The organism is Sphingomonas aliaeris (assembly GCF_016743815.1).
In the GTDB taxonomy this organism is placed as follows: Bacteria; Pseudomonadota; Alphaproteobacteria; order Sphingomonadales; family Sphingomonadaceae; genus Sphingomonas; species Sphingomonas aliaeris.
In genome coordinates, this window is sequence record NZ_CP061035.1 from 1,313,663 (window position 1) to 1,336,828 (window position 23,166).

Consider the following 23,166-nt stretch of genomic DNA (forward strand, 5'->3'; position numbering starts at 1 on the left):
CGATTCTCTCATGGCCGGGGCCCGCCCGCACCGGTCCAAAACCAAGGGGAAGCCCATGTCCGTCAATGCAAAGAATTGGCAGGAACTCAAGAAGCCCAACGGTCTCGAGAAGAAGTCGGGAGACGGCAAGCGCAAGGCGACCTTCGTTGCCGAGCCGCTGGAGCGTGGTTTCGGCCTGACGCTCGGCAACGCGCTGCGCCGCGTCCTGCTGTCGTCGCTGCAGGGTGCTGCGGTGACCTCGATCAAGATCGAGAACGTGCTGCACGAATTCTCGTCGCTCGCCGGCGTTCGTGAAGACGTGACCGACATCGTCCTGAACGTGAAGCAGATCGCACTGCGCATGCAGGGCGAAGGCCCGAAGCGTCTCCAGCTGTCGGCGACCGGTCCTGCAACCGTCACTGCCGGTGACATCGCCGTGTCGGGCGACATCGAAGTGATGAACCCGGCTCTGGTCATCTGCCATCTGGACGATGGCGCGACGCTCAACATGGAACTAACCGCCGATGTTGGTAAGGGCTATGTCGCTGCGGTCGCCAACCGTCCGGCCGATGCGCCGATCGGCCTGATCCCGGTCGACGCGCTGTATTCGCCGGTCAAGCAGGTTAGCTACAAGGTCGAGAATACCCGCGTCGGGCAGGAACTTGATTACGACAAGCTGACGCTGACGATCGAAACCGACGGCACCGTCACCCCGGAAGACGCAGTCGGCTATGCCGGTCGCATCCTTCAGGACCAGCTCGCTCTGTTCGTCCACTTCGACGATTCCAGCGTCGCACGTTCGGCACCGATCGGCCACGCTGCTCCGGCATCGACGGGCGAAGTGGCTGGCGATACGCAGCAGATCAACCGTTACCTGCTCAAGAAGGTCGACGAGCTCGAACTGTCGGTTCGCTCGGCCAACTGCCTGAAAAACGACAACATCATCTATATCGGCGATCTGGTTCAGAAGACCGAGGCCGAGATGCTGCGCACGCCGAATTTCGGCCGCAAGTCGCTCAACGAAATCAAGGAAGTCCTCTCGTCGATGGGTCTCCGCCTCGGGATGGAAATTCCGGGCTGGCCGCCGGAAAACATCGAAGAGATGGCCAAGAAGCTCGAACAGGAAATCATGGGCTGATTTCGCACCGGCGCAGCGAAAGCTGCGCCGGAGACGAAACCAGCCCGGCCGGTGGTGCCGAAGGCTCCATCCGACGACGTGGCTTTGCCACGGCGGCCCGGCAACACCGGAAGTCACAGTGGTCGATACCGTGTGACTTTCTGTGAACTTCGGAAGACGGCACGGCTCATACCGTGTGACCTTCCGTTAACTTCCAAGGGTTTTGGGCGGTGGCCCGTTTCGCACCGCCTGGTACGGGGTTCCGTCAAACGGCCCCATAACGAACGAAGAAGGACATAAAACATGCGTCATCGCGTAGGCGGCCGTAAGCTTCAGCGTACCTCGGCCCATCGTACAGCCCTGTTCCGTAATATGTCGGCAGCGCTCATCAAGCACGAACAGATCACCACGACCGTCGCCAAGGCGAAGGAACTGCGTCCGTACGTCGAAAAGCTGATCACGCTGGCGAAGAAGGGTGGCCTGTCCAACCGTCGCCTCGCGCATGCCCGCCTGCTCGACGATGCGCAGCTCGTGAAGCTGTTCGACGTTCTGGCCGATCGCTATGCCGGCCGTAACGGCGGCTATACCCGCATCATCAAGGCCGGCATCCGCCTGTCCGACGCCTCGCCGATGGCGGTCATCGAATTCGTCGATCGCGACGTCGATGCCAAGGGCCAGGATTCGGGCCCAGTCTATTCGGACGACGATTACAACGAAGCGGCATAATTCCTGATCCTCCCCGGTACGGGGAGGGGGACCGCTCGGCTCCTTCAGCCGAGTGGTGGAGGGGGCCCACCGCGGGCGATCCGCTCTCGGCACCCGGTCACCGCCAGGACAAGCCTTCCAAAAGGAGCCGTACTCGATAGAGTGCGGCTCCTTTTGCATGTCTGGAGTCTTGGATGCGCCGCGTAGTTCCGTTGATTGCCCTGATCGCCATTGCACCACCCGCATTCTCCCAGGCGTCTCCCACCCCGATCAAGGCCTTCCCGATGCAATATCCCGAAACCCGCAAGGTCGATCAGGTCGACGAGCAATTCGGCGTAAAGGTAGCCGATCCCTATCGCTGGCTGGAAAACGACGTCCGAACCGACAAGGAAGTCGCCGCCTGGGTCGCGTCCGAAAATGCTGTCACCAATGCCTATCTCGCGACATTGCCCGGCCGCGACATCTTCAAGGCGCGGATCAAGCAGCTGCTCGATTACGAACGCTTCGGCGTTCCGGTGAAGAAGGGCGGCCGCTATTTCTACAGCCGGAACAGCGGTCTGCAGAATCAAGCCGCGCTCTACGTCCGCGATACGCTGCGCGGCGAGGGGCGCCTACTGATCGATCCGAATGCTTGGGCGAAGGACGGCGCCACCGCACTCGCCGAATGGGCGCCCAGTGACGACGGCAAGAAGCTCGCTTATGCGATCCAGGACGGCGGCACCGACTGGCGCACGGTCAAGGTGCTCGACGTCGCTACCGGCACGGTCGCGACCGACACCATCGAGTGGGTCAAATTCTCGAACATTGCCTGGGCGAAGGACGGGTCCGGCTTCTATTACTCGCGCTTCGCCGCCCCCGCGGAAGGCGCCAAGTTCCAGGCGCTGAACGAAAACCAGCAGGTATTCTTCCACACGCTGGGCACCGTGCAGTCCGCCGATACGATGGTCTACGCCACGCCGGAAAACCCGAAATACGGGCATCAGGTGCAGGTGACGGACGACGGCAAATGGCTGGTCATCACGACGACGCAGGGTACCGACAACCGCTACCAGATCACCGTCATCGACCTGACCGCACCGACGCCCGCGCCGCGGACGATCGTGAAGGGTCTGGAGAACGAATGGTCGCTGGCCGGTAATGTCGGCGGCAATTTCTACTGGATGACGAACAAGGACGCACCACGGCAGAAGATCGTGATGATGAACCTGTTCGCCCGCTCGGCCAGCCCGCCGGTCACCGACATCGTTCCGGAGGACAAGGCGGTGCTCGAAGGTGCCAGCATCATCGGCGGGAAGCTGATCGCGACCTATCTGGTCGACGTGAAGAGCGAAGTCCGCCGCTATTCGCTCGATGGCAAGGCGGAAGGCAAGGTGCCATTGCCCGCGATCGGTACGACCTCAGGCTTCGGCGGTGACGGCACCGATTCCGAAACCTTCTTCGCGTTCAGCAGCTTCAACTATCCGGCCTGGATCCTGCGCTACGATGCGAAGACCAACCGGGTCGAGGAATTCGCCAAGCCCAAGGTCGCGTTCGACCCCGCAGCCTATGACGTCTCGCAGGTCTTCTATCCGTCGAAGGACGGAACGAAGGTGCCGATGTTCGTCGTCCGCAAGAAATCGCTGAAGGGTCCTGCGCCGACCCTGCTCTACGCTTATGGTGGGTTCAACATCTCGACCACCCCCAGCTTCTCCGCCACCCGGCTGGTTTGGATGGAACAGGGCGGCGTGCTCGCGGTCGCGAACATTCGCGGCGGTGGCGAATATGGCAAGACGTGGCACGACGGCGGACGCCTCGCCAATAAACAGAACGTGTTCGACGACTTCATCGCGGCGGGCGAGTATCTGAAGGCGCAGGGGATCACGACGAAGGACGGTCTCGCGATCCAGGGCGGATCGAATGGCGGCCTGCTCGTCGGTGCGGTCACCAACCAGCGGCCCGATCTGTTCGCCGCAGCACTGCCTGCGGTCGGCGTCATGGACATGCTGCGCTTCGACCGCTTCACGGCGGGCCGCTACTGGGTCGATGACTACGGCTACCCGTCGAAGGAGGCCGACTTCCGTACGCTGTACAGCTACTCGCCCTATCACAACATCAAGGGCGGTCGCGCGTATCCCGCGATCCTCGTCGCGACGGCCGATACGGACGATCGCGTCGTCCCCGGCCACAGCTTCAAATACACCGCCGCGCTGCAGGCGGCGGATATCGGCGACAAACCGCACCTTGCCCGCATCGAGACCCGCGCCGGCCACGGCAGCGGCAAACCGACCGACAAGGTGATCGAGGAAGCCGCCGATAACTGGGCCTTCGCCGCCAAATGGACCGGCTTGCAGGTGAAGCCCGTCCAGTAACCGAACCGCCCCCACGCTCTTCCCTGCACGCCGGGAAGGGCGTGGGCTGGCATCTCGCGCCGGCTCCCGCTATCTGGCGCCATGATCCAGCATCCCGACTCCATCCTCATCGTAGATTTCGGCAGCCAGGTGACCCAGCTCATCGCCAGGCGCGTCCGCGAGGCGGGGGTCTATAGCGAGATCGCCCCGTTCCAGAATGCCGCCGAAGCGTTCGACCGGATGAAGCCGAAGGGCGTGATCCTGTCGGGCAGCCCGGCCTCGGTGCTCGACGACGGCTCCCCCCGTGTGCCCCAGGCGATCCTCGACAGCGGACTGCCGATCCTCGGCATCTGCTATGGGCAGCAGGTGCTGATGCATCAATTGGGCGGTACCGTAACGCTCGGCGACAGCGGCGAATTCGGTCACGCCGTGATCGAGGTGACCGACGACTGCGCTTTGTTCGACGGGCTGTGGACGACACAGGAAAATCATCAGGTCTGGATGAGCCACGGCGACAAGGTCACCGCGCTTGCCCCCGGCTTCCGTCCCGTCGCCGCCAGCCCCGGCGCCCCCTTCGCCGTCATCGCCGACGACGACCGGCATTATTACGCGATGCAGTTCCACCCGGAGGTCGTCCACACGCCGGACGGAGCCAAGCTGATCTGCAACTTCGTCCGCCACGTCTGCGGGCTGGAAGGCGATTGGACGATGGCCGGCTTCCGCGCCGCCAAGATCGAGGAAATCCGCAAGCAGGTGGGTACGGGCCGGGTAATCTGCGGCCTGTCCGGCGGTGTTGACTCCTCGGTTGCGGCCCTGCTGATCCACGAAGCGATCGGCGATCAGCTGACCTGCGTATTCGTCGACGGCGGCATATTGCGCGCTGGCGAGGCCGAGCAGGTCGTCGGCCTGTTCCGCAACCACTACAACATCCCGCTTGTCCATGTTCAGGCGCAGGACCTGTTCATGAACGGGCTCGCCGGCATCACGGATCCGGAAGCGAAACGGAAGTTCATCGGCGCGACCTTCATCGATGTGTTCGAAGCCGAGGCGAAGAAGATCGGCGGCGCGGAGTTCCTCGCGCAGGGTACGCTCTACCCCGACGTGATCGAGAGCGTCAGCTTCACCGGTGGTCCGTCCGTAACGATCAAGAGCCACCACAATGTCGGCGGTCTGCCCGAACGCATGAACATGAAGCTGGTCGAGCCCTTGCGCGAACTGTTCAAGGACGAGGTGCGCGTGCTCGGCCGCGAACTCGGGCTGAACGAGGCGTTCGTCGGGCGGCACCCATTCCCCGGACCGGGCCTCGCGATCCGTATTCCGGGCGAGGTGACCAAGGAGCGCTGCGATATCCTGCGCAAGGCCGACGCGATCTACCTTGAGGAAATCCGCAACGCAGGCCTGTACGACGCGATCTGGCAGGCGTTCGCCGTGCTGCTCCCGGTGCGCACGGTCGGCGTGATGGGCGACGGGCGGACTTATGATTTCGTGCTTGCCCTGCGCGCAGTGACATCGACCGACGGTATGACCGCGCAGGCGTTCCAGTTCCCCGGCGATTTCCTGCCTCGTGTCGCGACGCGGATCGTCAACGAGGTGAACGGCATCAACCGCGTCACTTACGATTATACGTCGAAGCCGCCGGGCACGATCGAGTGGGAATGACGCGGCGATGATCGGGCGGATCGGTCTCGCGATCGTTGCGGTCGCCGCCCTGGCCGAGCCGGCAGTGGCGAAGAATCCACCTGCCTGGACGCGTCCGATCGCGCCGTTCCGCGTGATCGGGCCGATCGATTATGTCGGCACCGAAGGGCTCGCGGCCTATCTCATCCACACGTCCGGCGGTGCGATCCTGATCGACGGCACGATGGAGGAGAACGCCCCCGTCGTTGCGCGCAACATCGCGGCGCGTGGCGTCAAGCTGCGCGACGTTAAGCTGATTCTCGCCAGCCATGCGCATTTCGATCACGTCGCGGCGATCGCGGCGCTGAGGCGGATGACGGGCGCGAAGCTGGTCGCCGGTGCCGGCGACCGCGCCGCGCTGGAGAGCGGCATACCACCGGGCGAGACGAGCTATGGCGTAATCCGCTTCCCCGCCGTCCCGGTGGATCGTGCGGTACGCGACGGTGATCGCGTGACCCTCGGCGACGTCACGTTGCGCGCCGTGTCAACGCCAGGTCACACGCCCGGCTGCACGAGTTGGTCGGTGCGCATCGTCCAGAACCGGCGGCCGCTCGACGTGCTGTTCGCATGCAGCCTTACCGTTGCTGGCAACTGCTTGGTTGGGAACCGGCGATATCCGGGCATCGTCGCAGATTTCCGCAAAAGCTTCGACCGGCTCGGCGCGATGAAGGCCGATATCGTGTTGCCGTTCCACCCGGAGTCCGTCGATCTGCTGAGCCGCGTAGCCAGCAACACCCTGATCGATCGGGCGGTTCTCCCAAAGATGGTCCGGGACGCCCGCGCGGCCTTCGCGACCGACTTCGCCAAGCAGAGGACCGCCAAATGACCGTGACGCTGCACGGCATTCCAAACTGCGACACGATGAAGAAGGCCCGCACATGGCTGGACGACCACCAGGTCGCCTATGCGTTCCACGACTATAAGAAAGCCGGGATCGACGCGGAGACGTTGCGACAGTGGTGTGGCGTTCTTGGCTGGGAAACTGTGCTCAACCGACAGGGTACGACGTTCCGTAAACTGCCCGATGCCGACCGTAACGATATGAACGAAGACAAGGCGATCGCCTTGATGGTCGCGCAGCCGTCGATGATCAAACGCCCGATCCTGCAATCCGGGTACGTGCTGCTGGCAGGGTTCAAGCCGGATACCTATCTGGAATCCGGCATAAGCTGATAGGACCTTCTGTATGACGACGGCACGATGGAATGGCGCAGTGATCGCACAATCGGACGATACGGTCGTGGTCGAAGGCAACCACTATTTTCCGGCGGACAGCGTGGATGCCTCCTTGTTCGAGGATAGCGATACGCACACGCACTGCCCGTGGAAGGGCGATGCCAGCTACAAGACGATCGTCGTGGATGGCGAGCGGAACCCGAATGCCGCCTGGTATTATGCCGATCCCAAAGCTGCGGCTGCGGAGATCAAGGGCCGGTTCGCCTTCTGGAAGGGGGTCGAGGTCGGCTGACCCGTTGCCGGTCATCCGCGCACGGATTTGCATTTCTCCAATCGTCAGCGCACTCTGCCGCCAGATAAACGGGAGGGGAGTGCGATGACGATGCGACGCAACAGGGCACCCCTGTGGTTCTGGCTGGTCGGCTTCCTGCTGCTCTTCTGGGGCGTGATGGGCGTCGTCGCTTTCTATCAGGACGTTTCCGCGACGCCCGAGCAACTGGCGCGCCTCAGCGCATATGATCGTGCGTTGCTGGCCAGTCGCCCTTCTTGGTTCATCTGGGTTTACGGTGCGGCAGTGTGGAGCGGGCTCATCGGCACGATTGCCCTGCTGCTGCGGTCCGGCCTGGGTCGCCCCCTGTTCGTGTTGTCACTCGTCCTGATCGTCGTGATGTTCGGATACATCTTTGCGGTTACGGACCTGATCGCCGTCAAGGGGTTCGCAACTGCGGCTCTGTTCCCCATCCTGATCGCCGCTATCGCGATATTCCAGATCTGGTTCGCCGGGTTGGCACGCCGACGAGGGTGGACATCGTGAGCGGCGTGCGGCTGGCGTCAACTCCGGCGATGGGCTAACCGACGGCAATGTCTACGACCTTCACGATCGACACGTCGACCAGCCGTGCCAACCCCACGCCCGCGCCGATGAAGCGCCTGACCGTTCCCGCTATCCTGGCCCGCAAGGGGAAGGAACCGCTGGTAATGCTGACGGCCTATACGGTGCGGATGGCGCAACTGCTCGATCCGCATTGCGACCTGCTGCTCGTCGGCGACAGTCTGGGTCAGGTGATTTACGGCCTGCCATCCACGTTGCCGGTGACGCTCGACATGATGTGCGCGCACGGGGCGGCAGTCGTCCGCGGATCGTACCATTCGGTCGTCGTCATCGACATGCCATTCGGCAGTTACGAGGCGAGCCCTGAACAGGCGTTCCTGTCCGCATCGCGCGTCATGGCCGAAACCGGCGCAGCGGCGATCAAGATGGAGGGCGGCGCGGCGATGGCCCCGACCGTCGCGTTCCTGTCGGCGCGCGGCATTCCGGTCATGGGCCATATCGGCCTCACGCCGCAGGCGGTGAACGCGCTCGGCGGATATGGCGCGCGCGGCCGTAGCGCTCCCGAACATGCGAAGATCATCGCCGATGCCAAGGCCATTGCGGAGGCGGGTGCGTTCGCGATCGTCGCGGAAGGCGTGATCGAACCACTCGCCCGTGCGATCGTGGCGGAAGTATCCTGCCCCGTGATCGGGATCGGAGCATCGGCCGATTGCGATGGTCAGGTTCTGGTCACCGAAGACATGCTCGGCCTGTTCGAACGCACGGCGCGGTTCGTGAAGAAATTCGACGATATGGCTGGTCGTATTTCTGCCGCGGTCGAGACCTATGCAACGGACGTCCGGTCGCGATCCTTTCCGGGGCCGGAACAAACCTATCAACCCAAAAACTGAGTTGCTCGGGCCGACCCGCAAACAGCTTGCGCCCGCGCCCCTTTCCCTGACGGGCGCGCATCGCTAAGGTCCGCGCCTTCCCATTCCCCGACCCGATCTGGAGCCTGCCTTGGCCGTCACGCCGCACACCGACGAAGCTTTCCTGCGTGAGGTCGATGAAGAACTCCGCCGCGATCAGCTGACCAGTTTCTGGACGCGTTACGGGCGCTGGCTCGTCGGCGGTATCGTGATCGCGCTCGCGCTGTTCGGCGGCGCGTTATACTGGAATCACCGTCAGACCGAAGCGGCCGGCGTCGCCGGAGAGCAACTGACCGCCGCTTTGGACGATCTGACCGCTCAGCGGGTCGATGCCGCTTCAGGTTCGCTCGCGAAGCTGGCTGCATCGGACGTCGATGGCGTGCGCGCGTCGGCAAAGTTCAGCCAGGGTAACATCCTGCTGCAGAAGAACGATCTGAAGGGTGCCGCTGCCAAGTTCGGCGAGATCGCCGCAGACGAGTCCCTGGCGCAGCCATTCCGTGATCTCGGGCTGATCCGGCAGACTTCGGCCGAATTCGATACGTTGAAGCCCGATGTCGTCGTGACGCGGCTCAAGCCACTGGTAGTCAAAGGCAACCCGTGGTTCGGAAGTGCCGGCGAACTGGTCGGCGCCGCCTATCTGCGCATGAACCGCAACGATCTTGCCGGGCCGATGTTTGCGCAGATCGCGAAGGACGAGGCCGTCCCCGCAACGATCCGTCAACGCGCGGTTCAGATGGCCGGGGTATTGGGGATCGACGCGGTCGATACCGTTAAGGAAACGAAAGCACCATGATGACACGGACCAGGGCGTCGCTCGCTATCGCGGCGCTGATGGCGCTCAGCGCCTGCGGCATCTTCAAGGGCGGCGGGAAGAAGACTCCCGTCCTGGGCGATCGCGTGCCGATCCTGCTGTCCGAAGCGCCGGTTGAGGCAGACAAGACGATTGCCGCGGTCGAAGTCCTGCTGCCGGCGCCCGAGGTAAATACCGAATGGACGCAGCCGGGCGGTAACGCGGCCAAGTCGATGGGCCAGTTGGCGCTCGGCCAAACGTTGTCGCGCGGCTGGACCGCGCAGATCGACGGCGGCAGCAATCGCCAGCGTCTCGCTTCGCCGCCCGTCGTAGGCGAGGGGCGGCTTTACGCGATGGACGTCAGTGCGACGGTCCACGCTTTCGCAGCCGACACCGGCGCGCGCGTCTGGTCGGTCACGCTGACCAGCGGCAAGAAGAATCAGGAAGCCCGTTTCGGCGGCGGCGTAAGCTTCGACGATAGCAAGGTTTTTGCGACGGACGGCCTTGGCGACGTCGTCGCGCTGAATGCGGCGGACGGCAAGGAATTGTGGCGCAGCAAGCCCGGTGGCCCGTTGCGCGGTGCGCCGACTATTTCCAACGGCAACGTCTATGTGTTGAGCCAGGACAACCAGCTTTTTGCGCTCAACCAGTCGGACGGCAAAACGGCATGGCAGTCCTCGGGCAGCCTCGAATCGCAAGGCGTGTTCGGTGTTGCCGCCCCGGCCGCGGGATCGGGGTCGGTCGTTGCCGGCTTCTCGTCGGGCGAACTCAACGCGTATCGCTACGAAAATGGTCGTGCTCTGTGGCAGGACGCACTGTCGCGCTCCGCAATTTCCACCTCGGTTTCGTCGCTGTCGGACATTGATGCGTCGCCGGTAATCGATCAGGGTCGCGTTTATGCGGTCGGGCAGGGCGGTCGTACCGTCGCGATCGATATCGCCACAGGTCGCCGCGTCTGGGCACAGAATTTTGCCGGCATTTCCACGCCGTGGATCGCGGGCGAATGGCTGTTTCTCGTCACCGACGATGCCCGTCTGGTCTGTCTGTCGCGTGCGACGGGCAAGGTCCGTTGGATCAGCCAGTTGCGGGCGTTCACCAACGAGAAGAAGCGTTCGGGCACGATCACCTGGTTCGGCCCGGTGCTCGCCGGCGGTCGTCTGATCCTGACGAATTCGGAGGGCGAGATCGTTTCCGTCGCGGTCACGACAGGTGAACCGGGCACCGTCGTAAAGTCGGGCGCTCCGTTCAATCTTGCCCCGATCGTTGCAAACAATACGTTGTACGTGCTGGACATGAAGGGGCGGATCGCCACCTACCGGTAAGCGATCGGTGCCCGCACCTCACGGTGCGGGCCACCCCCTTGGTAATACGGACGTCACACCGCGTGACCTTTTGTGCCAACCGGGCTAAGGCGCGCGCATGTCCAAGCTCCCCGTGGTCGCGATTATCGGCCGTCCCAATGTCGGCAAGTCGACTCTATTCAATCGCCTCGTCGGCAAGAAGCTCGCTTTGGTCGACGATCGCCCCGGCGTGACGCGCGATCGGCGCGAGGGCGATGCGACGCTCGTCGGCGTCGATTTCCGCGTGATCGACACCGCGGGTTATGAAGACGAGGACGCCGCCACGCTGCCCGGCCGCATGCGCCAGCAGACCGAGGCCGCCGTCGCGCAGGCCGATGTCGCCCTGTTCATGATCGATGCGCGCGTTGGCGTCGTACCGCTGGAGGAGGAGATTTCCCGCTGGCTGCGCGGTTCCGACACCCCGATCGTACTTGTCGCGAACAAGGCCGAGGGCAAGGCAGGCGAGGCCGGCATCCTCGAATCGCTCGCGCTTGGCTATGGCGACCCGGTCCAGCTCTCGGCTGAGCACGGCGAGGGCATGGGCGACCTATTCGAGGCTTTGCTTCCTTATATCGACCGCGAGGATGTTGAGGAGGAGCCGGAATATGGCGAGGACGACCTCAGTGCACCGTTGAAGCTGGCAATCGTCGGACGACCCAATGCCGGCAAGTCGACGCTCATCAATCGCATGCTGGGTGAGGAACGGCTGATCACCGGGCCAGAGGCCGGCATCACGCGCGATTCTATCGCAGTCGACTGGACGTGGCACGACGAGGACGGTGAACCGCGCGCCGTCCGGCTGATCGATACCGCCGGCATGCGAAAGCGCGCGAACGTACAGGACAAGCTGGAAAAGCTCTCCGTTGCGGACGCACTGCACGCGATCGATTTCGCGGAGGTCGTCGTACTTCTGTTGGACGCGACTCGTGGGCTGGAGGCGCAGGATTTACGCATCGCCTCTGCCGCGCTCGAAGAAGGGCGCGCGCTGGTCGTCGCACTCAACAAGTGGGACGTGGCGGAACATGCCAGTTCGCTGTTCAACGGCGTCAAGGCGGCGCTCGAAGAGGGGCTTAGCCAGGTCAAGGGCGTGCCGGTGCTCACGGTCTCGGCGGCGACGGGCAAGGGCCTCGACATGCTGATCAAGGTCGCGTTCGAAACGCGCGAGGCGTGGTCGAAGCGGATCGGGACCGGTGAGCTCAACCGCTGGTTCGAAAAGGCGGTCGAGGCCAATCCGCCGCCCGCACCCGGCGGTAAGCGGATCAAGCTGCGCTACCTCACCCAGGCCAAAACCCGGCCCCCCGGCTTCATCCTTTTCGGCACACGCGTCGATCAATTACCGACGAGTTATCAGCGCTATCTGATCAACGGAATTCGGCGAGATCTCGGCTTCGGGGCGGTTCCGGTGCGCCTGACGTTGCGCGCGCCCAAGAACCCGTTCGACCGGTAGGCTGTTGACCGTCTGCGTAATAAAGCTTCTCAAGTATCAATTGCTTGGGCCGGTATTCGCAGCGGTCGAAAGATGCCGGACGTCAACCTTACGTTTACTCGCCGACGATAGAAGGATCGGGTGATCTCAACGGCATGTCGTGCCAATGGAGGAGATACCGGTGTCGTTCGAAGGCAGCACTTTGGTGGATTGGGCCGCCTTTCAGCGTTCCCGCGCCGAGCTTGGCGCAGGGTTCGTTCGTATCCTGGGATATTTCCGGGAGGACGGCGTAAAGTCCGTCGCGACGATCGAGACTGCGATGCGCGCGAACAATGCGGCCGCTCTCGTTATCCCGGCGCATACTCTGAAAGGGGAGGCGCGTCAGTTCGGTGCCGAACCGCTCGGTGCGCTCGCAGAGGTGATCGAGATCGATCGCACGCGATTGTGTCGAAAATCACGACACTCCCGATGAGGCGCTGGAGCATGTCGTCCAGCTGCGCCCGATGTTCGAACAGACTTTGGCATTGCTGGAACGCGAAGCCAATCCGTTGGTGCCGCGCCGTCCCGGCACCGGCTTTGGACGCCGCACCCTCTAAGCCGGGTTCGTGGCTCGCTTCGGTGTGAGCTCCTAAGCCCGGGGCGCGATCGGCTTCCAGCCCTCGATGGGGCGCAGGTCGGGCAAGGACGCCCGCCAGAAATGGCCCTGAAACGGTTGATCGAACGATCGATTGATCAGGCTTCCTGCCAGCATACAAAACAGCAATGTGCCGACAGCCCCGTGGGCAACGATCGCAAGATCGCCGTTCACATGACTGGAGGCGATCCGGCTTACCGCGCGGTGCACGCGCGCCTGGGCGTCGACAGCGCGTTCCCAGCCACGAACGCTGGTTTCGGGCTGCGCGAAAAATGCGTCCGCCGCGCGTTCGAATTCGGACGGTGGCAGAAATCCGGTGCTAGTCCGGTCGTTCTCGCCAAGGTCTTCGGCAACTTGGATGCCCAAGCCGTGCGCCGCGCTTAGTATGCCGGCGGCTTCGATCGCTTTCGTTTCTGTGCTTGCCCAAATCGCGCCGACACCGGCAATCATCGGCAAAGCCGCAATCGCTCTCATACGATCGATGTCGGTCGCGCTCAGGCACCAGCGTTCGATTGGTGTGCCGGGCGCGATCACGACCTCCGGGTGGTTTATAAGAAGACCGTCGACATCGAAGGGTTTGCCCCGGTTTAGGATCGTAAAACGGCACAAAGAAAAGGGGCCGGCGCATCGCACCAGCCCCACGTCACAGTGACATCATGGCAAAGCTTAAATCTCTTCGTTCGCAGGCCTGCTTTGCAGCTGGACGTAATTCTCGATGCCCATTCGGCCGATCATCTCGAACTGGCGCTCCAGCGTGTCGACATGCTCTTCCTCGCTGTCGAGGATCCGGCGGAACAGATCACGGCTGACATAGTCACGGACCTTTTCGCAATGCTCGATCGCGTCGCGCAACGGGGGCAGGGCCTCCAGTTCGAGGTCCAGATCCGCTTGCAGCACTTCCTGTACGGACTCCCCGATACGCAAACGACCGAGCAGCTGGAAATTCGGCAGGCCGTCGAGAAACAGGATGCGCTCGGCAACCATATCCGCGTGCTTCATTTCGTCGATCGATTCGTGCTTCTCGAATTCGGCCAGCTTCCGAACGCCCCAGTGATCGTAGAGCCGATAATGCAGCCAATACTGATTGATGGCCGTCAGCTCATTCTTGAGCACCTCGTTCAGATAATCGATAACCTTGGGATCGCCGCGCATGTTATGTCTCCGTTCGTTACGGAGACGAATAGCTCAATTCACCTGTCCCGCCCAGCCAAAAAATGGCGGATTTCCGCGGTTTTTAGCGAGTGAGAACGCTACGCAGCAGCACGTTCCGCATCGATAATGGATCGCGCGAACGGCACGCATTGACCACATTTCGGCTGCCGTCCTAGACTGCGATAAGCTTGGCACGCGCTGGTCGCGCCGTTGCGGGCCGCCTCGCGAACCTGCGTTTCCTTAATCGCATTACAGACGCAAACGACCATGTGATGCTCCACCTCTCGCGGAGCAAACTAGGGCTAATGCGAATTGATCGCAAGCGCTTTTGCGCATGACTCGCATTATGACCGGTCGATACCCTGGCGACCGTTCGGTATTGGATGAATGCCAGAGACATTCATCTGCTCCCGGATCAGGCGGCAGCCGACCCCATCAGTGTCGGGAAGAATCCCTCATGCGCGCTTCGCAACGTCTCAAGTGTCACGACATCATCGCGATTCGGGCGTTCGAAGATCAAACGTTTGCCGCCTGTCCGACCCATCGGCTCGGCTTCCACCCCGGCCGCGTGCGCTGCTCCCAGGAAATCCATCAGGGCGCTGTCCTCGACCGTGACGATATACACGCCCTGATCCTCTGCGAAGAAGCTGTGCGCGCAATCGAACGGTTGCTTGCGGTCGATCATCGCCCCGATGTTTCCGGCAAGCGCCATCTCGGCGATCGTGACCGCGATACCGCCGTCGGACACGTCGTGTACCGACGTCAGCTGTCCCTTGGTCACGCCTTCGCGGATCAGGTCGCCCGCCTTCCGCTCGAGGTCGAGGTCGACACGCGGCGGCGGCCCTTCCTCGCGGGCGTGACATTCGCGCAGCCATAAGGACTGGCCGAGATCGCCGCGTCGCGTTCCGACTGCCAGAATGATATCGCCGCTGCCCTTGAACGCGATCGTCGCGCTCTTCGACCAATCCGCCAACAGGCCGACGCCCCCGATCGCCGGCGTCGGCAGGATCGCGGAGCCGCCGCCCGTCGCCTTGGATTCGTTGTATAGCGAGACGTTGCCTGACACGATCGGGAAGTCGAGAGCGCGGCAGGCGTCGCTCATCCCCTCCAGGCACCCGACGATCTGACCCATTATCTCCGGACGCTGCGGGTTGGCGAAATTGAGGCAGTTGGTGACGGCCAGCGGCTTCGCACCGACTGCGCTCAGATTGCGCCATGCCTCCGCCACCGCCTGCTTTCCGCCTTCATACGGATCGGCGAAGCAATATCGCGGCGTGCAGTCCGTCGTCATTGCCAGCCCCTTGGGCGTACCGTGAACGCGCACAACCGCTGCATCGCCACCGGGCCGCTGCACGGTGTCTCCACCGACCATGTGGTCGTATTGCTCCCAGATCCAGCGACGCGAGGCGATATCCGGCGATCCCAGCAGCTTGACGAGGTCGGCGGCAATATCCTTGCTTTCCGGCACATCGACGAGCGCCTTTGCCGGTGGCGTCGGCACATGCGGACGATCGTATAGCGGCGCTTCGTCGGCAAGCGGTGCGAGCGGAATGTCCGCGACGACGTTCCCCTTCCATTTCAGCACCATTCGCCCGGTTTCGGTGACATGCCCTATGACCGCAAAGTCCAGTTCCCACTTGCGGAAGATCGCCTCTGCGAAATCCTCCCGACCGGGCTTCAGCACCATCAGCATGCGCTCCTGCGATTCGGAGAGCATCATCTCGTACGGCGTCATGCCGGTTTCGCGCTGCGGCACGTCGTCCATGATCAGTTCGATCCCGACGCCGCCCTTGCTCGCCATCTCGACGGATGAAGATGTCAGTCCCGCCGCGCCCATGTCCTGAATCGCGACGATCGCGTCGCTCGACATTAGCTCCAGACACGCCTCGATCAGCAATTTCTCGGTGAACGGATCGCCGACCTGCACCGTCGGGCGCTTCGCATCCGCATCCTCGCCGAAGTCAGCCGACGCCATCGTTGCCCCATGAATGCCGTCGCGGCCGGTCTTCGCGCCGACATAGACGATCGAATTGCCTACACCGCTGGCGGCCGAGTAGAAGATCTTGTCCTGATCCGCGACGCCCACGGTCATCGCGTTGACGAGGATGTTGCCGTCATAGGCCGGGTGGAAATTCACCTCGCCACCGACGGTCGGCACGCCGACGCAATTGCCGTACCCGCCAATGCCGTGAACGACGCCCGCGATCAGATGCTTCATCTTGGGGTGATCGGGCGAACCGAACCGCAACGCGTTCAGGTTTGCGACCGGCCGCGCGCCCATCGTGAACACATCGCGCAGGATGCCGCCGACCCCCGTCGCCGCGCCCTGATAGGGCTCGATATAGGACGGATGATTGTGGCTCTCCATCTTGAAGATCGCCGCCTGCCCGTCGCCAATGTCGATCACCCCGGCATTCTCGCCCGGTCCACAGATCACCTGGGGCCCGGTTGTGGGAAGCTTCTTCAAATGGATGCGGCTGGATTTGTACGAACAATGTTCGGACCACATGACCGAGAAGATGCCCAGTTCGGTCAGATTCGGTTCGCGCCCCATTGCGTGCAGGACGCGCTCATATTCTTCCGGGGACAGGCCGTGTTCGGCGACGATCGCGGCGGTGATCTGCGGGCTGGTTTCGCTCATGTCCGCGCTTTAGCGACGCCGGTTCAATTCGTCACCCCGTGGTTGACGGTCGTGATGCGCGGCGCGGCAGAAATCGACGCACTGGCTAACCTCGCTTTAACGCACGACCGGCGAAGGGGAGGGATGAGCTTGCATCAGGAACGTCATTGGATCCGTCAGGCCTGCGCGCCGGCCGCTGTGCTGACGTTACCGACAGATGAGGAGCCTTCGACCCTGCCGGCATTGCCCGCGGCGTGGCAATGCGACTTGGCGAGCGAGAAACTGAGCTGGTCGACGGGCGTGTTCGACCTGTTCGGTCTCCCCAGCGGCTCCACGATCGATCGCCGGTCGACGCTGGAATTCTATGTGCCTGAATCGCGACGCTTGCTCGAACGCCTGCGAACCGAGGCGCTGGAAACGTGCGGCAGCTTCACTTTCGAGGCGCAGATCCGGCGGGTCGATGGCGGGCTTCGCTGGATGCGATTGAACGCCGACGTGCAGAAGCGGAACGGCCGCGCGGTAATGCTGTACGGCACGAAGCAGGATATCACGGCGGAAATGGGTGGGTAGGGTGGCCGCATCCTGTGCTGCGCCAGTCCGACCCCTCCGTTACGCTTTTCGCCGGCGCCACAAATGCATGCGCCGGAACAGCCCGCGCTTGCTGAGCACTTCGAACACCTCGGCGGGTCCTTCCGGATCGAGCACTTCGTTATCCGCCAGCCAGGCCTCGACATCATTCAGGTCGGGAACCTCATAGTCGATCAGCGTTCGTCCGGCAGCGCGCAGGCGATCGATCGTCGTGATCAACGAACCCGTTTCCGCTATCGCAGCCGCCACCGCCTTGGGTTCGGCGGCAAGATGCTCGGCGATCAGGCCATCTCGAATCGCGATGATACAGGCCGGATCGGCGCCGCCAGCGACCGAGATCGTAACATCGCATTCGGTGTCGAGCCGCATCGAACGGTTGTTGAAATTCGATGACCCCACCCGCAGGATCCGGTCGTCGATCACCAAGATCTTGGCGTGGACGTAGATCGGTTCGCCGCCTTTGGTCACCGGATGATACATGCGCAGGCGACCATGCGTGTCGCGATGCTTCAGCGCCTCGAACAGCCGAGCGCGCGCCGTATCCATCGCGATCGGTTCCAGCCAGCCCTGTGCGGTCGTCGGATTGATGATGACGATTTCGGGGCCGTTCGGCTCGTCCAATCGCTTGGCGATCGCCTCGGCGATACGACGCGAAGCGAAATACTGGCTCTCCGCGTAGATATGCCGCTCGGCGCTGGCAATCAGATCGAGATAGAGGTTCTCGATCTCGGTCACCGGCTTATGATCTGGCATCTCGGGTTCCGACCGCGATATAGCGACGCGGATATCCTGGAAATCCACGTCGAGATCGTCGGGCCAGCATTCGTGCACCGGTTTCGGCGCTTGAATCGGCTTTCCGCCCGCCAGCACCCACCGATCGCGGCACAGTTCGCCAAGCGCGGCGGCGACCGGACCGGCCAACGCCGTCGTCGCATCGTGCCACGGCTTATACTGTTTGCGCCCGCCCGGCGGGGTACGGAACGGCTGGTCGTCCAGATGGTCGCGCGTGTCCCAGCGTTCCGACGTCATGTCGATTCCACCGGCAAAGGCGAGACAGTCGTCGATCACGACGATCTTCTGGTGATGCGAGGCGCCGACCGGATGATAGCCATCCAGCTTGGTATGGATGTTCTTGTGCATCATCCATTTGGCGACGGTAATGATCGTCGATCCGCGCGCCAGCGTCTTCAGCGCGCCCGTGTCCCAGCGCAGCGTGTAGACGTCGAGGTCCGGATTTCGCTCGACCAAGTACATGATGAAATCGCCGATCGTGCGCGGTGCACCGTCGCCGGGATCGCCATCGGGCGTCAGGTCGATCCGCGCGTCGAAATCCCAGCCGACAAGCAGTATCTGGTGTCGCGCCTTCAGCATCGCCGCGCGCGCCGCCTTGAAGTAGCGGTCGGCATCGATGATCACCGTTGCGCGCGTCGCCGCCTCGATCCGCCAGCAATTGCGCCCCGGTTCGAGCGGACTCACAGGATTTCGCACACCGCTTGCGGGGGCCTCCCGAGCCGCACGCCCTTGTCGGTTTCCACCAGCGGCCGTTCGATCAGGATCGGGTCGGCGGCCATCGCGTCGAGCACCGTGTCGTCGCTTGCGTCGGTCAACGGCTTTGCGGCCGCCTCGCCCCTGCGCAGCCCGTCACGCGGGGAAAGGCCCGCGCGGGCGTACAAGTCCGCCAGTCGCTCGCGTGTCGGCGGGTGCTTCAGATACTCGATCACCTCGACCTCAAGCCCCGCCGTCCCGTTCAGGATCGCGAGCGTTTCGCGCGATTTGGAACAGCGAGGATTGTGCCAGATCGTCGCCTTCACCCGGCGACGTCCTGTTTCGCCAGCCATTCCTCCAGCCACTTGATCGTATAGTCGCCAGCCTGGAAATCGGGATCGTCCAGCAGCGCCTGATGCAACGGAATCGTCGTCGTCGGTCCTTCGATGACGAACTCTTCCAGCGCCCGGCGCAACCGACGCAGCGCACCGTTGCGAGTGGTTCCGTACACGATCAGCTTGGCGATCATCGGATCGTAATAAGGCGGCACGCGGTATCCGGCATACAAGCCGCTATCGACGCGAACGTGCATCCCGCCCGGCGCGTGGAACATCTTCACCAGGCCGGGGGGGGGGCGAAGGTTCGCGGATCCTCGGCATTGATGCGGCATTCGATCGCATGGCCGCGGAACACCACGTCCTGCTGCCGAAGCGTCAGCGGGCGACCCTCGGCAATCTGGATCTGCTCGCGCACGAGATCCAGACCGGTGATCATCTCCGTTACCGGATGCTCGACCTGCAGCCGGGTGTTCATTTCGATGAAATAGAACTCGCCGTCTTCCCAGAGGAATTCGATCGTGCCAGCGCCGCGATAGCCCATATCGGCCATCGCCTTGCTGCACACCGCGCCCATCCGCTCGCGATCCGCCTCGCCGAGCACGGGCGAGGGGGCCTCTTCCAGCACCTTCTGGTGACGCCGCTGCAACGAGCAATCGCGCTCACCCAGGTGGATCGCATTGCCATTGCCGTCGCCGAACACCTGGAACTCGATGTGCCTCGGGTTGCCGAGATACTTTTCCATATAGACGGTCGCGTCGCCGAAGGCCGCCTTGGCCTCGCTGCCCGCCTGGCTCATCAGCGTTTCCAGCATGTCCTCGGACGCGCACACTTTCATGCCGCGCCCGCCGCCGCCCGATGCCGCCTTGATGATGACGGGATAGCCGATGCGATTGGCGATTTCCTTCGCCTCATCGATATCGCTGATCGCACCGTCCGATCCGGGGACCAGCGGAAGGCCGAGCGCACCCGCCGTTCGTTTCGCCTCCACCTTGTCGCCCATCGTGACGATATGTTCGGGCTTCGGCCCGACGAAGATGATGCCGTGCGCCTCGACGATCTCGGCGAACTTCGCATTCTCGCTCAGGAAGCCATAGCCGGGATGGATCGCATCCGCGCCGCTGATTTCGGCAGCGGAAATGATATTGGCGATGTTCAGGTAGGATCGGTCGCGGACGGCGGACCGATGCAGATCGCCTGGTCGGCCAGCCGAACATGCATCGCATCGGCGTCGGCGGTGGAATGCACCGCAACCGTCTGGATACCCATTTCGTGGCACGCGCGGTGGATGCGCAATGCGATCTCGCCGCGATTGGCAATCAGCAGTTTCTTGATCTGGGGCAAGGCTGGTTACTCGACCACGACCAGCGGCTGGTCGAATTCGACCGGCTGCTTGTCCTGCACCAGGATCGCCTTCACCGTGCCCGCGCTCGGAGCGACGATCGGGTTCATCACCTTCATCGCCTCGACGATCAGCAGCGTCGCACCGGCCGCGACCGTGTCGCCCACCGCGATGAACGGCTTGGCGGTCGGATCGGACGAAAGATACACCGTGCCGACCATCGGCGACTTGACCGCATCCGCCGTGCTTGCGGGGGCGGATGCACCGACTTCGGCGGCGGCTGGCGCGGTTGCGGACGCAGCCGGAGCCGCGGCGGGCGGTGCCGCATACTGAACCGGTTGCGCAGCGAGGGCAGCCGCCTTGCGTGCGATACGGATCTTGCGCCCGCCATCCTCGACCTCGATCTCGGTCAACGAGGTATCGTCGAGCAGTTGCGCGAGCTGGCGAACGAGATCGACATCGATCCGCATCGCCTCAGTTGAATTTGCGTCGGTCATTCGACCCTGAACTCCTTCTACGGGATAGACATCCCTTATACTGGCCGCGTCCTGTCAGAGACGCGCGGCGGCTTCAAGCGCAAGGACGTAGGAAAGCGCGCCGAACCCTGCGATCGTTCCCTTAGCCGCCTTGCTAATATAGCTGTGATGGCGGAAGCTTTCGCGCATATGCGGGTTCGACAGATGAACCTCGATTACCGGCGTAACGATCCCTTTCATCGCATCCAGGATCGCGACCGACGTGTGCGTATAGGCACCGGCGTTCAGGATCACCGCCTTCGCCCCCTCGGCCTGTGCCTCGTGCAGCCAGTCGACGATGTGACCCTCGTGGTTCGACTGGCGCATGTCGATCTTCAGGTTCATCTCGCGCGCCCGATCCTCCAGCATGCCGGCGATATCGTCTAGCGTGTCATGTCCGTAGATTTCCGGCTCCCGGATACCGAGCAGGTTTAGGTTCGGTCCGTTCAGGACATAGATCGTCGGGGATGTGGCGGCGGGGACGGTATCGGGCAAGTTTCCGGGCCTTTCGGTTGCGACGATAGCCCCAGGGCCTATATCGCGTCTGCCTCCCCATACCCGTTCGTATCGCGCGAAGTCGAGATACGGGCTTCGGGGGGCTGGCTTCCCGGCTTCGCTCGAACCGAACGGCAAGGATTAGAGATGCATTCCGACGACACCGTATCGATCCGCGTCAATGGCGAACACCGCCGTATCGCCGCCGGCCTGACGATCGCGCAACTCGCCGCCGATCTCGGCCTTGTGCCGGAGAAGGTCGCGGTCGAACGCAATCTCGAGATCGTACCGCGCTCGACGCTGGGAGACGTCATCGTCGAGGATGGCGATGAACTGGAGATCGTGCACTTCGTCGGCGGCGGCGATCATGGCACCGGTGTGAAGCCCGATAGCTGGACGGTGGCGGGCCGCACCTTCACCTCGCGCCTGATTGTCGGCACCGGCAAGTACAAGGATTTCGCCCAGAATGCTGCGGCGGTCGAAGCGAGCGGGGCGGAGATCGTCACCGTCGCCGTACGCCGGGTCAACGTATCGGATCGCAACGCGCCGATGCTGACCGACTTCATCGATCCGAAGAAGATCACCTATCTCCCGAATACCGCTGGATGCTTCGACGCCGAATCCGCGATCCGCACGCTGCGATTGGCGCGCGAGGCCGGCGGCTGGGATCTGGTCAAGCTGGAGGTACTGGGCGAAGCGCGCACCTTGTATCCCGACATGGTCGAGACTCTCCGTGCGTGCGAGATCCTGGCCAAGGAAGGCTTCAAGCCGATGGTCTATTGCGTCGATGATCCGATCGCCGCGAAGCGGCTGGAAAACGTCGGCGCGGTGGCGATCATGCCGCTCGGCGCGCCGATCGGTTCGGGTCTCGGTATCCAGAACAGGGTGACGATCCGTCTCATCGTGGAAGGCGCCACCGTGCCCGTGCTCGTCGATGCGGGCGTAGGCACTGCGTCGGAAGCGGCAGCGGCGATGGAACTCGGTTGCGACGGCGTGCTGATGAATACCGCGATCGCCGAAGCGAAGGACCCGATCCTGATGGCCGCCGCGATGAAGGCCGGGGTCGAGGCGGGGCGGCTGGCCTATCTTGCAGGCCGTATGGGCAAGCGAATGTACGCCGACCCATCAAGCCCTCTTAGCGGGTTGATCTGATCCCAAAAGCATTGTTCGTCATCCCCGTCTGTCGGGGATGACGAACAATGAAAGCGCAGCCTAAACGTTCATCCGCGGATCAGCGGCAGCCGCGAACGCTTTTCAGCCCGCGCAGATATCCGCGGCGCGCATAGCCGGCGCTGATTGCCGAATCGAGCCGCCGTTGCGCCCCGGCCGCACCAGAAACTTCGCGCACGACGCCCCGGAACGGGATCAGCGAATTCACGACCGCACGACCACCGACTTCGGCGATCCCGGCACGTGGCGCGCTGCTCCCCGAATCCAGATCGGGTCCAAGAACGCGGGTGAGGTCGCGGATCGCCGCGTTGATCTGCGAACAGCCCTTGATCGATGCATATGGCGCGGCCGCCGCGGACTTCAGGATCGGCGGTATGGACGTCTTGGCGATACCCACGTCACGCACAGGCTGGCTGGCGATGTCACCGGCGACATCGGCCGTATTCTTCTTCTCCTGCGCCTGCACGGACACCGAGAGACTGAGCGCGACGATAGCGAGTATGGCCTTGTTCGAGATCATCAATTGAAGTTCCTGACAGAAGTTAAGACAGCC

23 protein-coding genes and 2 pseudogenes are annotated in these 23,166 nt (G+C 63.1%); 15 read left to right on the top strand and 10 right to left on the bottom strand.

Features of this window, described 5'->3' with window-relative positions; translation table 11 throughout:
- The first annotated feature begins 55 nt into the window (after window positions 1-55).
- The 13 genes and pseudogenes from H5J25_RS06140 to H5J25_RS06200 all read left to right on the top strand — a co-directional run bounded on the left by H5J25_RS06140 (window position 56) and on the right by H5J25_RS06200 (window position 12,873).
- A complete protein-coding gene (locus H5J25_RS06140; RefSeq protein WP_202095179.1) occupies window positions 56-1,117 on the top strand; it encodes a DNA-directed RNA polymerase subunit alpha in 1,062 nt (353 codons plus the stop codon).
- Between the two features lie 282 nt (window positions 1,118-1,399).
- Complete coding sequence (gene rplQ, locus H5J25_RS06145) at window positions 1,400-1,822, top strand: 50S ribosomal protein L17 (RefSeq protein ID WP_202095180.1); 423 nt, start codon at window positions 1,400-1,402, stop codon at window positions 1,820-1,822.
- 173 nt (window positions 1,823-1,995) lie between these two features.
- Window positions 1,996-4,149: a prolyl oligopeptidase family serine peptidase gene (locus H5J25_RS06150; RefSeq protein ID WP_202095181.1), complete on the top strand. Its 2,154-nt coding sequence runs from the start codon at window positions 1,996-1,998 to the stop codon at window positions 4,147-4,149.
- Window positions 4,150-4,230: 81 nt separating this feature from the next.
- On the top strand, window positions 4,231-5,787 hold the full coding sequence (guaA, locus tag H5J25_RS06155; RefSeq protein WP_202095182.1) for a glutamine-hydrolyzing GMP synthase: 1,557 nt from the start codon (window positions 4,231-4,233) through the stop codon (window positions 5,785-5,787).
- Window positions 5,788-5,794: 7 nt separating this feature from the next.
- Entirely contained in the window at window positions 5,795-6,631 is an 837-nt protein-coding gene (gene bla / locus H5J25_RS06160) for a subclass B3 metallo-beta-lactamase (RefSeq protein ID WP_202095183.1), read from the top strand.
- A complete protein-coding gene (locus H5J25_RS06165; protein WP_202095184.1) occupies window positions 6,628-6,978 on the top strand; it encodes an ArsC family reductase in 351 nt (116 codons plus the stop codon). Before bla ends, H5J25_RS06165 begins: the two co-directional genes overlap by 4 nt.
- Window positions 6,979-6,991: 13 nt before the next feature.
- Window positions 6,992-7,273 (top strand): DUF427 domain-containing protein, encoded by a 282-nt coding sequence (locus tag H5J25_RS06170; RefSeq protein ID WP_202095185.1) that lies wholly within the window; start codon window positions 6,992-6,994, stop codon window positions 7,271-7,273.
- Between the two features lie 84 nt (window positions 7,274-7,357).
- Window positions 7,358-7,795 (top strand): hypothetical protein, encoded by a 438-nt coding sequence (locus tag H5J25_RS06175; RefSeq protein WP_225883389.1) that lies wholly within the window; start codon window positions 7,358-7,360, stop codon window positions 7,793-7,795.
- Between the two features lie 47 nt (window positions 7,796-7,842).
- Entirely contained in the window at window positions 7,843-8,703 is an 861-nt protein-coding gene (panB, locus tag H5J25_RS06180; RefSeq protein ID WP_202095186.1) for a 3-methyl-2-oxobutanoate hydroxymethyltransferase, read from the top strand.
- Window positions 8,704-8,812: 109 nt separating this feature from the next.
- Window positions 8,813-9,514: a tetratricopeptide repeat protein gene (locus H5J25_RS06185; protein ID WP_202095187.1), complete on the top strand. Its 702-nt coding sequence runs from the start codon at window positions 8,813-8,815 to the stop codon at window positions 9,512-9,514.
- Window positions 9,511-10,833 (top strand): PQQ-like beta-propeller repeat protein, encoded by a 1,323-nt coding sequence (locus tag H5J25_RS06190; RefSeq protein WP_202095188.1) that lies wholly within the window; start codon window positions 9,511-9,513, stop codon window positions 10,831-10,833. Before H5J25_RS06185 ends, H5J25_RS06190 begins: the two co-directional genes overlap by 4 nt.
- A gap of 97 nt (window positions 10,834-10,930) precedes the next feature.
- Complete coding sequence (gene der / locus H5J25_RS06195) at window positions 10,931-12,298, top strand: ribosome biogenesis GTPase Der (RefSeq protein WP_202095189.1); 1,368 nt, start codon at window positions 10,931-10,933, stop codon at window positions 12,296-12,298.
- Window positions 12,299-12,443: 145 nt separating this feature from the next.
- Window positions 12,444-12,873, top strand: a pseudogene (locus H5J25_RS06200) (Hpt domain-containing protein).
- A gap of 32 nt (window positions 12,874-12,905) precedes the next feature.
- Here H5J25_RS06200 and H5J25_RS06205 read toward each other — a convergent pair.
- The 4 genes from H5J25_RS06205 to purL form a co-directional block, all read right to left on the bottom strand.
- A complete protein-coding gene (locus H5J25_RS06205; RefSeq protein WP_202095190.1) occupies window positions 12,906-13,553 on the bottom strand; it encodes a histidine phosphatase family protein in 648 nt (215 codons plus the stop codon).
- Window positions 13,554-13,577: 24 nt separating this feature from the next.
- Window positions 13,578-14,063 (bottom strand): bacterioferritin, encoded by a 486-nt coding sequence (gene bfr / locus H5J25_RS06210; protein WP_202095191.1) that lies wholly within the window; start codon window positions 14,061-14,063, stop codon window positions 13,578-13,580.
- 98 nt (window positions 14,064-14,161) lie between these two features.
- Window positions 14,162-14,332, bottom strand: coding sequence for a (2Fe-2S)-binding protein (locus H5J25_RS06215; RefSeq protein WP_202095192.1), 171 nt, complete (start codon window positions 14,330-14,332; stop codon window positions 14,162-14,164).
- Between the two features lie 146 nt (window positions 14,333-14,478).
- Window positions 14,479-16,704: a phosphoribosylformylglycinamidine synthase subunit PurL gene (gene purL, locus H5J25_RS06220; RefSeq protein WP_202095193.1), complete on the bottom strand. Its 2,226-nt coding sequence runs from the start codon at window positions 16,702-16,704 to the stop codon at window positions 14,479-14,481.
- A 123-nt stretch (window positions 16,705-16,827) separates the two neighbouring features.
- Between purL and H5J25_RS06225 the strand changes: the two genes are divergently transcribed.
- Window positions 16,828-17,253 (top strand): PAS domain-containing protein, encoded by a 426-nt coding sequence (locus tag H5J25_RS06225; RefSeq protein ID WP_202095194.1) that lies wholly within the window; start codon window positions 16,828-16,830, stop codon window positions 17,251-17,253.
- Window positions 17,254-17,292: 39 nt separating this feature from the next.
- Here H5J25_RS06225 and H5J25_RS06230 read toward each other — a convergent pair whose 3' ends face one another.
- The 5 genes and pseudogenes from H5J25_RS06230 to aroQ all read right to left on the bottom strand — a co-directional run bounded on the left by H5J25_RS06230 (window position 17,293) and on the right by aroQ (window position 21,443).
- A complete protein-coding gene (locus tag H5J25_RS06230) occupies window positions 17,293-18,747 on the bottom strand; it encodes a phospholipase D-like domain-containing protein (protein WP_225883390.1) in 1,455 nt (484 codons plus the stop codon).
- Complete coding sequence (gene arsC, locus H5J25_RS06235; protein WP_202095195.1) at window positions 18,744-19,082, bottom strand: arsenate reductase (glutaredoxin); 339 nt, start codon at window positions 19,080-19,082, stop codon at window positions 18,744-18,746. Before arsC ends, H5J25_RS06230 begins: the two co-directional genes overlap by 4 nt.
- Window positions 19,079-20,435, bottom strand: a pseudogene (gene accC, locus H5J25_RS06240) (acetyl-CoA carboxylase biotin carboxylase subunit). The gene arsC and the pseudogene accC overlap by 4 nt, the downstream one beginning before the upstream one ends.
- Before the next feature lie 6 nt (window positions 20,436-20,441).
- Window positions 20,442-20,930, bottom strand: a complete 489-nt coding sequence (gene accB / locus H5J25_RS06245) for an acetyl-CoA carboxylase biotin carboxyl carrier protein (RefSeq protein WP_202095196.1) — start codon at window positions 20,928-20,930, stop codon at window positions 20,442-20,444.
- A 54-nt stretch (window positions 20,931-20,984) separates the two neighbouring features.
- Window positions 20,985-21,443, bottom strand: a complete 459-nt coding sequence (gene aroQ / locus H5J25_RS06250) for a type II 3-dehydroquinate dehydratase (protein WP_202095197.1) — start codon at window positions 21,441-21,443, stop codon at window positions 20,985-20,987.
- 147 nt (window positions 21,444-21,590) lie between these two features.
- On the opposite strand from aroQ, the gene thiS reads away from it, so the two are divergent.
- Complete coding sequence (thiS, locus tag H5J25_RS06255) at window positions 21,591-22,595, top strand: sulfur carrier protein ThiS (protein ID WP_202095198.1); 1,005 nt, start codon at window positions 21,591-21,593, stop codon at window positions 22,593-22,595.
- A gap of 79 nt (window positions 22,596-22,674) precedes the next feature.
- Here thiS and H5J25_RS06260 read toward each other — a convergent pair whose 3' ends face one another.
- A complete protein-coding gene (locus H5J25_RS06260) occupies window positions 22,675-23,133 on the bottom strand; it encodes a hypothetical protein (protein ID WP_202095199.1) in 459 nt (152 codons plus the stop codon).
- Between the last annotated feature and the right edge of the window lie 33 nt (window positions 23,134-23,166).

Coding starts and splice junctions, on each gene's coding strand:
- H5J25_RS06140 (WP_202095179.1), top strand. CDS start 56: ATGTCCGTCAATGCAAAGAATTGGCAGGAACTCAAGAAGCCCAACGGT.
- rplQ (WP_202095180.1), top strand. CDS start 1,400: ATGCGTCATCGCGTAGGCGGCCGTAAGCTTCAGCGTACCTCGGCCCAT.
- H5J25_RS06150 (WP_202095181.1), top strand. CDS start 1,996: ATGCGCCGCGTAGTTCCGTTGATTGCCCTGATCGCCATTGCACCACCC.
- guaA (WP_202095182.1), top strand. CDS start 4,231: ATGATCCAGCATCCCGACTCCATCCTCATCGTAGATTTCGGCAGCCAG.
- bla (WP_202095183.1), top strand. CDS start 5,795: ATGATCGGGCGGATCGGTCTCGCGATCGTTGCGGTCGCCGCCCTGGCC.
- H5J25_RS06165 (WP_202095184.1), top strand. CDS start 6,628: ATGACCGTGACGCTGCACGGCATTCCAAACTGCGACACGATGAAGAAG.
- H5J25_RS06170 (WP_202095185.1), top strand. CDS start 6,992: ATGACGACGGCACGATGGAATGGCGCAGTGATCGCACAATCGGACGAT.
- H5J25_RS06175 (WP_225883389.1), top strand. CDS start 7,358: ATGACGATGCGACGCAACAGGGCACCCCTGTGGTTCTGGCTGGTCGGC.
- panB (WP_202095186.1), top strand. CDS start 7,843: ATGTCTACGACCTTCACGATCGACACGTCGACCAGCCGTGCCAACCCC.
- H5J25_RS06190 (WP_202095188.1), top strand. CDS start 9,511: ATGATGACACGGACCAGGGCGTCGCTCGCTATCGCGGCGCTGATGGCG.
- der (WP_202095189.1), top strand. CDS start 10,931: ATGTCCAAGCTCCCCGTGGTCGCGATTATCGGCCGTCCCAATGTCGGC.
- bfr (WP_202095191.1), bottom strand. CDS start 14,063: ATGCGCGGCGATCCCAAGGTTATCGATTATCTGAACGAGGTGCTCAAG.
- H5J25_RS06215 (WP_202095192.1), bottom strand. CDS start 14,332: ATGGTCGTTTGCGTCTGTAATGCGATTAAGGAAACGCAGGTTCGCGAG.
- purL (WP_202095193.1), bottom strand. CDS start 16,704: ATGAGCGAAACCAGCCCGCAGATCACCGCCGCGATCGTCGCCGAACAC.
- H5J25_RS06225 (WP_202095194.1), top strand. CDS start 16,828: ATGAGCTTGCATCAGGAACGTCATTGGATCCGTCAGGCCTGCGCGCCG.
- accB (WP_202095196.1), bottom strand. CDS start 20,930: ATGACCGACGCAAATTCAACTGAGGCGATGCGGATCGATGTCGATCTC.
- thiS (WP_202095198.1), top strand. CDS start 21,591: ATGCATTCCGACGACACCGTATCGATCCGCGTCAATGGCGAACACCGC.
- H5J25_RS06260 (WP_202095199.1), bottom strand. CDS start 23,133: ATGATCTCGAACAAGGCCATACTCGCTATCGTCGCGCTCAGTCTCTCG.